Annotated in this window: 8 protein-coding genes; 2 read left to right on the forward strand and 6 right to left on the reverse strand. The window is 53.2% G+C overall.

The window, feature by feature from the left end; genetic code table 11:
* Positions 1-90: 90 nt before the first annotated feature.
* On the forward strand, positions 91-1,848 hold the full coding sequence (locus tag AC6RNO_RS15695; RefSeq protein ID WP_474684813.1) for a cache domain-containing sensor histidine kinase: 1,758 nt from the start codon (positions 91-93) through the stop codon (positions 1,846-1,848).
* Entirely contained in the window at positions 1,826-3,424 is a 1,599-nt protein-coding gene (locus AC6RNO_RS15700) for a response regulator (RefSeq protein ID WP_497105993.1), read from the forward strand. Before AC6RNO_RS15695 ends, AC6RNO_RS15700 begins: the two co-directional genes overlap by 23 nt.
* 48 nt (positions 3,425-3,472) lie before the next feature.
* Here the strand turns inward: AC6RNO_RS15700 and AC6RNO_RS15705 are convergent, their stop codons facing one another.
* From AC6RNO_RS15705 to nirB (AC6RNO_RS15730), 6 genes are all read right to left on the reverse strand, one after another.
* Complete coding sequence (locus AC6RNO_RS15705) at positions 3,473-5,152, reverse strand: extracellular solute-binding protein (RefSeq protein WP_497105994.1); 1,680 nt, start codon at positions 5,150-5,152, stop codon at positions 3,473-3,475.
* A gap of 201 nt (positions 5,153-5,353) precedes the next feature.
* The gene (nasC, locus tag AC6RNO_RS15710) at positions 5,354-7,489 is read right to left on the reverse strand and encodes an assimilatory nitrate reductase catalytic subunit NasC (RefSeq protein WP_497105995.1); all 2,136 of its coding nucleotides are present in this window, start codon (positions 7,487-7,489) and stop codon (positions 5,354-5,356) included.
* Positions 7,490-7,500: 11 nt separating this feature from the next.
* Entirely contained in the window at positions 7,501-9,993 is a 2,493-nt protein-coding gene (gene nirB, locus AC6RNO_RS15715; RefSeq protein ID WP_497105996.1) for a nitrite reductase large subunit NirB, read from the reverse strand.
* Positions 9,994-10,057: 64 nt separating this feature from the next.
* On the reverse strand, positions 10,058-11,233 hold the full coding sequence (locus AC6RNO_RS15720; protein ID WP_497105997.1) for an MFS transporter: 1,176 nt from the start codon (positions 11,231-11,233) through the stop codon (positions 10,058-10,060).
* Between the two features lie 21 nt (positions 11,234-11,254).
* Complete coding sequence (gene nirD, locus AC6RNO_RS15725; protein WP_474684819.1) at positions 11,255-11,590, reverse strand: nitrite reductase small subunit NirD; 336 nt, start codon at positions 11,588-11,590, stop codon at positions 11,255-11,257.
* Between the two features lie 14 nt (positions 11,591-11,604).
* Entirely contained in the window at positions 11,605-14,037 is a 2,433-nt protein-coding gene (gene nirB / locus AC6RNO_RS15730; protein WP_497105998.1) for a nitrite reductase large subunit NirB, read from the reverse strand.
* Positions 14,038-14,497 lie beyond the last annotated feature (460 nt).

Raw genomic sequence — 14,497 nt, forward strand, 5'->3', positions numbered from 1 at the left:
CGCGATCTTTCGCTACCTATGGCACGTTCTTAACTTCTATGTCCCTTGCCATAACCTCTTGCCCACGATTATTCTCCAGGCGGTGAACACATGGTAAAATATAAAATATTCCGCAACATGCTGATCATGCTGGTCGTCCTGCTCCTTCCGGCTACCTTGCTTTTCTATTATTCCAACAAAGCCGGCGAGGACTTGGTCCGGGAAACGCTTGAAAATTCAGCCGCCAAACAGCTGGAGTTCACGATGCTTCAGCTCGAGCAGTCCATAAGACAGCTCGAAACGCAGACGCAGCTGCTCGTGAACGATTCCAGCATCAAGGCATATTCGAGCTCGTGGGATTTCCCCGAGTATGTCGACCATTTGCTGATGCGGAAGTATGTCGAGGAAAAGCTGATTCTCCAAAGCCAGGCGGGTTCGCTCAATCACGATATAAGCGTTTACTGGCCGCATATTAAGGAAGCGCTTTCCACCCAAGGGAAGTTTGCCTACGATGACGCCCAACTGGTCTCCGCGCCGAAAAACAAGTGGTTCATCCGCAAAGATGAGCAAGGAACGGCTTCGTTCCATTTGCTCTTCACGAATCCGTATACTTCAAATTCGGATTTGAGCCATGTAACCTCCATTGTTGAAACTTCCATTCCAGGCGACTATTTGAAGTCGGTTCTTAAGGGTCTTGATGCGTCGGGTAACGGAACGTCTTTCATCTATTTGTCCGATTCCACGACAATTGCCAATCAGACGATTAACGGGAAGTTCTTATCGCTGTTGAATCAGGTAGATGCGCTCCATGACGATGCTTCCGCCGCAAGGCCGCAGTTCTCCATTCTCAAGATAGACGGTACGGAATACATGGTGCAAACGATCCGTATTCCTTCTTTGGACGGTATGCTTGTCAGCTGCATTCAGTTGAACGAATTTTTGAATCCTCTCAAGAAGGTAAAGCAGCTCGTGAATACTAGCCTGCTCCTTCTCTTTGTTTCCGGCGTAGTCATGTCCTATTTGCTTTACCGGCACTTTCGGATTCCGTTCGGCTACATGGTCCGCAAAATCGAGAGCCTTGGTTCAGGCGATTATAACAGCAGAGCGGCCGTCAAAACAAACAACGAATTTGATTATTTATTTGCCAAATTTAACGAAATGGCATCGCGGATTCAAGCTCTGATCGAAAATGTGTATGAGGAGCGGGTTCGAACGCGCGAAGCGGAATACAAGCATTTGCAGTCGCAAATCAATCCTCATTTTCTTTACAACTGCATGTTTTATATTGTGAGTATGGCGCATAAATCTCCGGAAGCCGTCACTTCCATGGCCAAAAACCTGGCCCAGTTTTATCGCTTCATTACCCGCAAAGCCGGAACGGATTCTACGCTGGCAGACGAAATAAGCCTTGTCGATAGCTATCTGCAAGTCCAATCGCTCAGAAACAAGCGGCTGACTTACGAAATCGACATTTTGCCGTCGATGCTGGAGTTGTCCGTTCCGACCCTTCTGCTTCAACCGTTGGTCGAGAATGCCGTCGTACATGGACTGGAGAGCAAAAGAGAATCCGGAATCATTCGCATTCGCGGCTCCTGGAGTCATGACGACTACACCATTACCGTCGAAGACGACGGTGCAGGCATGTCGGAACAAGCCATTCGCGAGCTGGCGGTACAGGTATATCATCAGCGCAATTCGGAAGAGATCGGCTGCGGTTTATGGAACATTCATCATCGGCTTACGAACAAGTTCGGTCCGAAATCGGGCTTGCATTTTGCTAACAATTCATGGGGAGGCTTCAGCGTTACCATTAAGATCCCCTCGATGAGACAGGAGGTTATCCCTTATGAACGTATTGTTGGTGGATGATGAGGAATATGTGCTTGATTACTTGCAGGAAAGTGTGGAATGGGCACAGTGCGGGATTGCGGATGTATACCGGGCAAGCTCGACGGATGAAGCGCTCGACATTGTCATGAAATATCAGATCCCGCTGCTCGTTACCGATATCCGGATGCCCGAAAAAAGCGGCCTGGATTTGCTGGAAACGATTCACAACCGGCACCCCGATACGAAAGTCATTCTGCTGTCCGGATATTCGGAGTTTGATTATGCCAAAAGAGCGCTGCAAAACGGTGCCGCCGACTATTTGCTAAAACCGGTCACAGGCGACGAGGTTGCCGCAGCCGTTCGCAAAGTGATGGCGCAAATCCAGGCGGAAAACAAGCGGACACAGGAGGTGAACAAAGCCGAAGCGGTCATCAGACTGGGGAACACCCGGATGAAGGAGCATCTACTGCTTGACCTGCTGCTTGGCAAACAATATGCAGAAGAAGAGCTGAGACAGCAAATGAAAGCCTTGGATTTGCCCTTGCATCCAAACGATGACTGTACGCTGCTCCTCATTCGTCTGCAAACGTATCCTAACGAATCGCGGGAGGATATCGAGCTTTTTTCTTACGCGCTGCTGAACATAGCGGAGGAAATTTTGTTCCGGGACATTCAAGCGGGCTCCTCCCTCTGGTGGTGCAAAGACTCGTATCAGTTTATTTCCATTGTCCTTTCCGCGGCTGCCTTGGGCGAACGGGACATGCGGGAGGAGCGGATCGCCGAGCTGCATCAAGCTGTCCGGACTTTTTTAAAGAGACATATTTCCGTGCTGTTCACGGAGCCGTTTCCCCTCAGGACTCACATAAACAGTTCGTATTTGCAAGCTGTGAACGATTTTGGGTGGCGGATCGGATTTCAGGAAGGCGTTATTTTACATAATGGCGCGTTAAGCGGCAAACCGGAGTATAAACCGTTAACGAAGCTTTATGAAGCACCGACTCTCCTGCTAGGGATGGAAACGAACCGGTGGGATGAAGTGATGGAGAAGTTCCACAGCATTCTGCAAGAACTGAACGAACCGCCTTTTCGGACACAATATCACATCGTCGAGGCCGTTAACTACTTGTACGCCTGCTTCACTTACATGGCAAATAAGCAAGGGGACCCTTTGACCGACATGATCGGCAGCCTCTCCTTGATTTCCAACCCCTATTATTTTCACTCTGTCGAACAGATCAGGGATTGGGCGCTCCCGTTAATCGAACAGTTCAGACGAACGCTCAACGATTCCATAACCGGCCGAAGCCATATCATCCGTCAAATTCAGGAATTTATTCAAACGTATCTGCATGAGGATGTCAGCCTGACCAAAATAGGCGAGCACGTTTATCTGCATCCGGTATATTTGTCTCGTTTGTACAAAAAGGAAACCGGCGAAAGCATTTCCGCCTATATTACCCGTGTCAGAATGGAGAAAGCAGCCCGATTGCTGACCCAAACGAATAAAAAAGTGTCGGATATCGCCCAGGAAGTCGGATACCTGAAAACGCAGTACTTCATCCGCTTGTTTAAAGAGTACTACCATCACACCCCGCAAGGATATCGGAATCAGTAACATATTCGCTAAAAAAGAAGAGAGCCTCATACCCGAGGCCCCTCGTTCTCATTGATTCACGCTTTTGTACCAATCGTTGACTTCTTTTTCGATTTGAGTCCCGCCTTTACTTTTCCAATCCGCGACGAACGTATCGAATTTATCCAGCGGCTCTTTGCCGTAAATGATTTTGGCGAAAGTCTCCAGCTCCATCGTTTTCAAGTTCTCGCCTTTGCTTCGCTGCGTTTCCGTCGGAGCTCCCAGGAATTCTCCCGGCGCATTGCTGTTTCTCATCTGGTAGTTGAGCGATCCGGCGCGAATCTGCTCCTTGTCCGCCACGGCAATTCCCTTTTGTGCTGCGGTCTCCGGCTTGTTCCCCTGGAAAATATAGTCCCAATCCTTCGATTCCATGAAAGGAATCCTCGGCACGTTCCAGAACAAGTTATACTTGCTTGAAGTTGCGGCTTTTTCGAGCGGCTTTGGAAACTTTTTCGGATCATACACAGGTTCCCCGTTTACGATCGCATAGTCGTATCCCTCAAAGAAACCGTTTTTAAAGTCGCCGGTTCCAAATTGGCTGTCATAAATTTTGTCCATATACAGGAAAAAGGCGTCCATGTGCTTAAAGTCTTTGTTGAACATCATGACTTTATTTTCGTTGATCGCACCGGTGAAGCGGGCCGTCAGGCCGTTCGGTCCGACAGGCAGAGGATAGGCTCTGACAACCGCGCCCGGATTGCTCTTGGCGACATCGCCGAGCGGCCAGCCATTCGCCCAAAACGGCGCTGCGATGATCCCCGATTTACCTTGAATAAAGCTTTCGGTCGCTTTCATTTCATCAAGAGCAGCTAATTCCGGATCGAGATATCCTTTTTCATACCACGAACGCAGTTTCCCCAAAGCGTCTTTGATGCCCGGTTGAACCGAGCCGTATTTGAGCGTCCCGTCGCTCGCTTTCTGCCAGGCTCCAGGAAGGAATTTCCCTGTGTAGGCGCCGAAAACGAAGCTGGCATCCGACATCCAGTTCGCGAATGCGTTCTTGGACGAAAAACTGAACCCGAAGGTATCCTTCTTGCCGTTACCGTCAGGGTCTTGGTTCGTAAAAGCGTCCATCACCTTTTCAAACTCTTCGATCGTCGTAGGCGCTTTCAAATTCAGGCGATCCAGCCAATCCTGCCGGACCCACATCACGGGATTCGTTCCGTCGCCTGCGGAGAAAATCGGCAATCCGAGCAGCTTGCCTTTTTCTTTCACCTGATTTAGCGCAGTTTTGTTATCCGAATAAAGCTTCTTAACCCGCTCCGATGCATATTGATCAAAAGCCTGCTGGATATCCATCACTTTTCCGGATTGCATAAGATCGGCAATCAGATTCGGATCCTGCACGATGAACACGTCGGGAAGCTGATTTTGCGAAGTCAGCGAAAGCCTGATTTTCGTATGGTAAGCCGCATTATCCGGCGTATCCCACAGGTCCTTGATCTCAATGCCTAATTTCTCTTTAGCCCACTTGTTATGAACATTATTCGCGATTGTCTCGCCATTGATAAATACGTAGTCCGACCCAACGACACGGGCCGTTGTGATCGTAACAGGCGGTTCAAACTTGCCGTTCGCCGTTCTTGGGGCAGTTTCTTGTCCTTGCGGAGTCGGTGATAGCTGACTTCCCGTATTTGAGCCGCAGCCCGCTGCAACCGCGCTTGCCAGGATAAGACTCGTCATCATCGAAGCCAACTTGTGTCTCTTCATATACTTCCCCTCTCTCTCATTCTGCTTCACTTATCATAATTATCGTAGCAAATGAGATTCTTTCGCGTATATGCCCAAAAATAAACTATCATGGCCTTCCTGTAAACCGATACTTGCCGGCCATGCAAAAAAGGATCGGAAATCGTCAAGATAACTTGACTGATTACCAATCCTTGAGAGAGGCCGCAGGTTTCAATATGATTACCCGTATTCCGCAACCAACGGGCTCACCTTTACCGCACATACCTTAAATCCCGGCATTTTGCAGGTCGGATCGAGCTCATCATGCGTAATTTTGTTGACGTTCTGCGTACCGCTCCAATGCATCGGCACGAATACCGTGTCTTCGCGGATATCGCTGCTGTACCGGCTTCGCACATAGATAGCTCCGCGTTTGGACTCCAGCTTCACAAGCGATGCGTCTTCGATCCGGTGTTTCTTCGCGGTTTTCGGATGAATTGCCACGAAAGATTCCACATCCTGCGCAGCCAGGGAATGGCTTTTTCTCGTTTGCACGCCTGTCAAATAGTGAGCAACGACGCGGCCGGTCGTCAAATACAGCGGGAACTCTTCGTTGACCTGCTCCTTCGGCAAATGATTGTCCACAGGAGTAAGCAGCGCCCTGCCGTCCGGCAGCGGGAACGACGCTTCAAACAACCGTCTTGCCCCCGGATGTCCCGGCTCCGGACAAGGCCAGTACACACCCTCTTCCTTCCGCAAGCGTTCGTACGTGATGCCGTAGTAGTCCGCCGTACCGCCACGGCTGGCCAAACGAAGCTCGTTAAAAATATCCTCAACCCCGGCAAAGCCGAAATACCGGCCTCGCCCGAACCTTTCCGCCAAATCGCAAAGGACCTGCCAGTCATGCTTGACTTCGCCCGGCGTCTCACGGCCGGCTTCCCTGAGCAGTACGCGTCCTTCGAGGTTGGTCAACGTTCCCGCATTTTCCAAATACACGGATACCGGCAAGACCAGATCGGCCAACTGTGCCGTCTCGGACATGAGGAAGTCGGCAACGACAAGGAAATCGAGTTTCTTCAGTCCTTCTTCTACGAAATTGGCATTTGGGCTGGATACGATCGGATTGGAGCCCATCACGAACAAAGCGCGAATCTCCTGCTCGTACACCTTCTCCATCATTTCGTAAGCGGAGACACCCTTGCCTGGAAGTTCGTCCGGGTCAATCCCCCATACGCCCGCGACATAGGCGCGATCTTCGGGGTTTTCGATCAGCCGGTAGCCCGGAAGCTGGTCGGCCTTTTGCCCGTGCTCCCTGCCGCCCTGCCCGTTCCCTTGGCCGGTGACGGCGCCGTAGCCGCAGCCCGGCTTGCCGATTTTGCCGGTCATCAGAACGAGATTAAGAAAGTTGCGAACCGCCATATGCCCGTCCGTCTGCTGTTCCACCCCTCTTGCCGTGAAAACCATGCCTGTCGCCGCCTTGCCGTAAGCCAGCGCCGCTTTGCGGATCAGTTCGGCCGGAACTCCGGTTAACCCGGCAATCTCCGCCATATCGAGCGAATCCAGATGCGCTTGCAGCTCGGCAAATCCTTTCGTGCGCTGCCGGACGAATGCCGTATCGACCAACCCCTCTTCCATTACAACCTTCAGCATACCGTTAGCCAACGCCGCATCCATCCCCGGCTTCACCCGCAAATGCAGATCGGCGATACGGGTCGTGCCGGTTTCCCTTGGATCGATCGCAATGATATAGGCTTTCTTCTCTTTAGCCCTTGTAAAATAGGGCATGAGCGTCGGCTGGCACTCCGCGATATTCGTCCCGGCCAGGATGATGCAATCGGCAAGCTCGATATCCGACAGTTGGTTCGTTAAGCCGCGATCAATCCCGAACACCTTAACGCCCGCGGAAGCAGCCGACGACATGCAAAATCTGCCGTTATAGTCGATGTACTTCGTCTGCAGAGCCACGCGTGCGAACTTGCCCAGCAAATAGGCGGTTTCATTCGTTAACGAGCCACCGCCGTAAAGGCCGACAGCATGGTTCCCGTATTGTCCGCGAAGCTCCTCGAACGTTGCCGCTATCCGTTCATAAGCTTCTTCCCACGATACGCGGACGAACCGGCCATCCTTCTTCATCAGCGGATGCAGGATGCGTTCGCCGGTCAGCACGTGCTGGTACGCGTTCATGCCTTTGATGCAGAGCCGTCCTTCCGAAGCTAGATTCGGCTTCGGAACGACTGTATAGGTCGGACGCCCCTCCGCCCGGCCCCTTTCCTCGATCACCTGCATCTTGCATTGAACGCTGCAAAAAGGGCATTGTGTATCCATCACATGGAGAAAACCGTTCCCGGCTTGTTCTTGCTCTGCCAACTGACTCATATGCTCTCAGCTCACCTTATCAAAGCAGCCGTCGGCTGCGGATTTACTTGCCGTTGCTCCGTCCGTTGCCGCTCTGCGTTCATTCTCGCTATCAATTCCGCCCGGAATAGCAGGTGAAACAAACCTTCCCGCAGCTTCGTTATGCCGAGGCGTTCCACCCATTGTCCTGTCGTTTCGCCGTACTTCGCCTCTTCGCGGTACCACTGCAAAAATGCGGCCGATATTTCCAGCACCGTATCCTCCGAAGATTCCACCGTCAGCAGCTCTCCCTTACGGAACTTCGCGCCGGAACTGCCGCCAACGTAGATCTCCCAGCCTCCCGGCACGCCGACAATACCCAGATCTTTGCCAAGCGTCCCCGCCCGGTGCAATGGGCTTGCCGAGACGGCCACAGCTGCTTGCGCCGGCATTTGCAGATGCTCCAACCGGCGTTCGAGACGGGCCCCCAGCCGGACGGAGTCCTGCAGCGCGCCGGGATCGTAGCCGATACCGGCGCATGTGGCCACAGAGGCGATCGTTTTGCCGTAGACAAGAGCTGCCTCAAGCGGCTGACCGAGCTCCATGCCGACCGAACCGATATACCCGGCGTCGATGCCCAGCAGGTCCAGATGCGCGCCGCCGCTCAGCTTCACTAACGGGATGTTGTACTTGTCGATCACATCCGCAATCCGCCTTAGCTGTGCGGCGGTCGTGACGCCGCCGTACATGCGCGGCGTCACGCCGTACGTGCCGTCGGCGAGCAAGCCCGCCCCCGGAGCCGCCGCAGCCGCTCCGGCTTCGATGTCGGCCGCCAGCGCCTGGCCGACATAATACCGCAAGGCCGGCCGGCAAACTGCGCAGCCGTCCGGCTTGCTCCAGCCCAGCGCGGACATCGCNGCCCCCGGAGCCGCCGCAGCCGCTCCGGCTTCGATGTCGGCCGCCAGCGCCTGGCCGACATAATACCGCAAGGCCGGCCGGCAAACTGCGCAGCCGTCCGGCTTGCTCCAGCCCAGCGCGGACATCGCTTCCCGCGCTGTCGCAAACCCGCCTGCGCGCACAGCCTCGCGCAGTTCGTCATGGGTGCAGCCGGTGCAGCCGCACACCGTTTCCTTCGGCGCTGCCTTGCTCTGCAGCGCAAGCCCGAGCATCGCGGACACAAGCGGCTTGCAGCCGCCGCATGTGCTCGATGCCCGTGTACAAGCGCGAACGTCTTCGACACTTTCGCAGCCTTGCTCGCGGACCGCCTCCAGAATCGCGCCCTTCGATACGCCGTTGCAGGAGCACACGGTCGCGTTCAGCGCCAGCGAAGCTGCATATGCCTCATCCGCGCCGCTTCCCTTCGCCTCTTCTTCATCCAGCACGGACACATCCGCCTGCCGCTTGATATAGCCAAGCAGCTTGTTGCCCTCGCTGGCGTCGCCGTACAATACAGCGCCGACAATTTTGTTGTTGCGGACTGAAACCTTTTTGTATGTATGCCGAATGCCGTCATACACTTTCAGGGAAGTATCGATGTCCGAATCACGGATATCTCCCGCGGAAAATACCTCTACGCCGGATACTTTCAACTGCGAATACAGGATCGAACCGTGGTAGCCTTCGCCGCCGGTGCCGCAGATTGTTCTGGCCAGAACTTTGCCCTGCTCGTATAACGGCGCTACGAGACCGTAGACCGTCCCGCGATGCTCCGCGCATTCTCCGACCGCATAAATACCCGGCACATTCGTTTCCATATAATCGTTGACGACGATCGCACGGTTCGTCTCTATTCCGCTGTCTGCCGCCAGCCTGATGTTCGGGCGCACGCCGACCGCGATAACGACCAGATCCGCTTCTACTTTGCTTCCGTCCTTGAATTGGAGACCTTCCACCCGTTTTTTTCCGATAATTCTCTCCGTCTGTTTTTCAAGCAGAAACCGCATCCCCTGCTTTTCCAGATCTTTTTTTAACATGTTCGCCGCCGCAGCGTCCAGCTGCCGTTCCATCAAAAAACCGTTAAGGTGCACGACGTGAACGTCCATGCCCAGGTTCAACAATCCGCGGGCCGCTTCCAGGCCGAGCAAACCGCCGCCGATGACGACAGCCTTTTTATACGACTTGGCGGTTTCCATCATCGTGTTGCAATCGTTAATATCCCGAAAAGCGGTAACACCCGGTTTGTCGGCTCCAGGCAGCGGAAGCATGAACGGCGAAGAGCCCGTAGCCAGAATCAATTGATCGTACGGAACCATACGCCCTTCCCGGCTGATCACGACGCGTTTCGCTTTATCGATGCTAACAACGGGGTCGCCCGCATAAAGCGTTATGCCGTTATCCAGGTACCACTGCCAGTCATTGATGGTAATGTCCTTCACGGTCGTGTCGCCTTGAAGCACCTTGGACAGCATAATCCGGTTATAATTCGGATGCGGCTCGCCGCCGAAGATGACGATCTCGAACCGCTCCGGAGCGAGCCCCAGAATTTCTTCCACGCAGCGCACGCCGGCCATGCCATTGCCTATTACAACAAGCTTTTGTTTCCCCATGTCTGCTTGACCTCCACATCCCAGACTGAAGACGACTCATTCCCATCGCCGCTTTTCGCCCCGCTCAAGCCGCCGCACCCGGTTTGGCCGTATTCATGCGAATCGTCGCACGGTTCATCCAAAGGCAACCTAAGGCAAAGAGCATAAGCAGCACAAACCCCAGCGTGTAGGAGCCGGACCAATCTTTAATGAAACCGAGGGCGATCGGCGGGAAAAATCCGCCTATACCTCCCGCTGCGCCGACGATTCCGGTTACCGCCCCCGTATTGAAAGGCGCTGCCTCCGGCACCATTTTAAACACGGCACCATTCCCTATACCAAGCAAAGCGGCTGCAATCAGGCAGCTGGCGCTGAACCCGGCAAATTGCTGCAAGGTCGCCGCCATAGCAAGCGATGTTAGCATAATTCCCGCAAACACAACCGCCAGAACTTTACGCGACCCGACGCGGTCCGCCGCATATCCGCCCAACGGGCGGATCAGCGTGGCAATGACGACGAATCCCGCTGTTTTCATACCGGCGCTTGTTGCCGACAATTGAAACAAATCTTGAAGCAGCGTGGGTAAGTACGCCCCGAAAGCTACAAAACCGCCGAATGTCAGAAAATAAAATACGGATAAATACCATGTCGATGGTTCCTTAAGCACCGCCATCGATTGTTTGAACGTCTTCGCGCGGGCCGGAGCCGGCAAGTCCTTCGTCCCGCTCCAAAAGACCGCGGTTACGATTATAATCATGATCGCCAGGCTCCAAAATACCCAGGGCAAGCCGAAGCTGTTAAACACAAAAGGCAGCGCATAACTTGCCGCCGCTCCGCCCAGGTTGCCGAGCCCGGCCAATCCGAGCACTAGACCTTGCCTCTCGGCGGGAAACCACCTCGAAACATAAGTCAGCGAAATGGCGAACGTCGTTCCGGCCATCCCGACAAACAGCGCGCAGATCAGCAGCAGCAGGTAGGAGTGCGCCCATCCGGCTGCCAGCAGCGGAATAACAAGAAACAGCATCGTTGCCGCAAATACCCGTTTGCCTCCAAAGCGATCCGTATAAACCCCCATCGGAATTCGCAGAATCGACCCGAGCAGCACCGGTGCAGCGATCAATACGCTTTTTTGAATCGTACTAAGATGAAACATTTCTTGAATTTGTCCGGCAATCGGAGAAAATACGCTCCAGATGACGAACGAGGCCATCATCGCCATCGTCGAAAGTCCCAAGGCAAGGGCAGATTCGTTTCGTCGCATGATTCGGCACCTTTTTCCAGGCTAGGAGGCCAGGATACTTTCTTCCGCAATGTGAAGATACAACTCGCCGCCGGCAGCGTCGATCTCCACCCGGAAGGTCGTTACGCAGCCTTCGTCGGGTGCTTGAACGAGCCCGTCGTGCAGATCGATTTTCCAGTCATGGAGCGGACAAAATACGTGGTGATCGCACACTATGCCTTCGGACAGCTTGCCCGCTTTGTGCGGACAACGGTTTTCAATAGCCTTGACAGTGCCGTCCGAAAGCTTGAACACGGCGATTTCCAACGTCCCGATGCGGACAATTCTCGACCTTTTTTCAACGATTTCCGATATATTTCCAATATGGATCCGCTTCATCCCCATCATCTCCTCTATTTCAAAATCGACTCTGCCGATTGCTCCTCCAGCGGTACGAACGTCTTGTGCAGCGATTGCTCCTCAATGATTTCTTTCCATGGATCTTTCATCAATTTCAGCGTCTTCTCGATTCGCTCCACAAGCTTGGCGCGGTCTTCTTTCGTTTCCAACGCCGCCTTGATCGTATCCAGGCCTACGCGTTCCACCCACTCGGAAGTCCGTTCGTTGTACTTCCCGGTTTCACGGTAGTACTGCAGGTAAGCACCCGACCATTCCAGCACTTCCTCTTCGGTCTTGACTTTGCACAGCAGGTCGGTTCCGCGAAGCTTCGTCCCGCCGTTTCCGCCGACATGCAGTTCCCAACCGCCGTCGATCGCGACAACGCCGAAGTCCTTGATCGTCGCTTCCGCACAGTTGCGCGGGCAACCCGAGACAGCCATTTTCACTTTGGCCGGCGTGTACAGCCGCTCGTATTTTTTCTCAAGCTGTATGCCCATGCCGATGGCATCCTGCGTGCCGAACCGGCAAAATGTCGAGCCTACGCACGTTTTCACAGTGCGAAGCGATTTGCCGTAAGCGTAGCCTGAAGGCATATCCAGCTCGGCCCACATGGCGGGCAAGTCTTCCTTCTTCACGCCAAGCAAGTCGATTCGCTGTCCGCCTGTCATTTTAACGAGCGGCACTTCGTATTTTTCCGCGATTTCCGCGATTTTCTTCAAATCCTTCGGCGTCGTTACGCCGCCATACATTCTCGGCACAACCGAGTACGTGCCGTCCTTCTGAATATTCGCATGATTGCGTTCATTCACGAACCGGGACTCTCTTTCATCCTCATGATCTTCCGGCCATACCATGCCGAGGTAATAGTTAAGCGCCGGACGGCATTTGGAGCACCCCTCCGCGTTCGACCATTCCAGCACGTTCATGACTTCTTTCGAGGTTGTCAATCTCATGCTGCGAATCGCCTCCACGACCTCGTCGCGCCCCAGCGGCGTACAGCCGCAAATGCCTTCCTTTACCGTCTTTACGCCGTCCGCTCCGAGCACATAGGTGAGCACATCGGCCACAAGCGGTTTGCAGCCGCCGCAGGAAGCGGACGCTTTGGTGCACGCTTTGATCTCATTGACGCTGGAACAGCCCTTCTCCCGGATCGCCTTCACGATGGCGCCTTTGGATACGCCGTTGCAGCCGCATACGATCTCCTCGTCATTCATCCCCGCAATCAAATCCGCGCCGGATTTCGCCTTGCCGCCTCCTTCGCCAAGAAGCACCGTCTTTTCCTTGCCGGTTACATCCTCGCCGTTGCGGATCATGGCAAACAGGCGGGAGCTGTCGCTGATGTCGCCGAACAGGACGGCGCCGATCACTTTGCCGTCCCGAATGACGGCTTTCTTATATATCCCTTCGAAATCGTCCTGAACGCGAACGGCGCGCGTACCCGGTTTGTCGGCATATTCTCCGGCCGAAAATACGTCCACGCCCGACACCTTCAGCTTCGTCGATACGACGGAGCCTTGATAGCCGGCTGTCTCAACGCCTGCAAGCCGCTTGGCCAGCACAGCGCCCTGCTCGTAAAGCGGAGCGACCAGCCCGTAAGCGACCCCGCGATGTTCAGCGCATTCGCCGACGGAGTAAATATGAGAGACGTTCGTCTCCATGAAATCGTTGACGACGATGCCCCGGTTAATCTCGATGCCGCTGTTTTTCGCCAGCGCAGTATTCGGACGAATGCCTACTGCCATCACGATCAGATCGGTTTCGATTTCCGACCCGTCGGTAAAACGAAGGCCTGTCGCGCGCTTTTTCCCAAGGATCGATTCGCTGTTTTTCTTAAGCAGAAACTTCATACCCTGGCGTTCCAGCTCCTGCTGCAGCAAGAGTGAAGCGGTCCGGTCAAGCTGGAGATTCATCAGGTATTCATTAATATGAACGACCGACACTTCCATGCCCAGGTTCAGCAAACCGCGAGCCGCCTCCAGACCGAGCAAACCGCCACCGATGACGACCGCTTTCTTGTATTGCTTGGCGGCTGCAATCATCGCTTCGCAATCTTTAATATCCCGGAAAGCAATAACGCCTTCTTTATCCGCGCCGGGGAGCGGAAGCATGAAAGGCAGCGATCCGGTCGCAAGAATCAGTTCATCGTAGGGAACCGTGATTCCGCCGTCCGTGCTGACGAGCTTGCGGTTCGCATCGATATGACTAACGGTATGGCCTGTATGCAGCGTAATGTTATTTTCTTCGTACCAGAACCAGTCGTTGATGACGATATCTTTCATACCTGCGTCGCCGGCCAGCACAGAAGAGAGCAGGATGCGGTTATAGTTCGGATACGGCTCTTTCCCAAAAACAGTGATTTGATATTGACTGGGCGCCAGCTTCAGCAATTGCTCGATACAGCTGACTCCAGCCATCCCGTTTCCTACCAAGACAATTTTCTTCTTCATTGAAATTCACGCTCCTGTTCCGACTATAACATCACTTATGATGTTATGTTTTTCTTTATATTTAGCAAAAACACTTCCGATCTCGAAATTACGTAAATTAATCTAACATATAAATAATGTAACCCATAGGGCTGTATTTTTCAACAAAAAAATAACGATCTCGTTGGTGTTTACAACAAAACTCGTTAAATAAGCGGATATTTCAATGACATCCGGCTTTTAATATTCGTTTTTCAGAGCAATTCCCCTGGATTTTTTCAAGAAATCCTGACATGAATGCTTTTGAATTCATGCTCCCGAATGAATTCAATGTAATGTTTTTTAACATAAAATATACTGTTATCAATCAAGAGATGGACGAAAATACTCTTAAAAGTGCATAAGAAAAATAGGAATTAAGCGCCTGGGCAACCAGGGAATCAATTCCTCTCTGTATCCGATCCTAACTTCGTCTATTTGA

This window comes from Paenibacillus sp. sgz302190 (assembly GCF_059820445.1).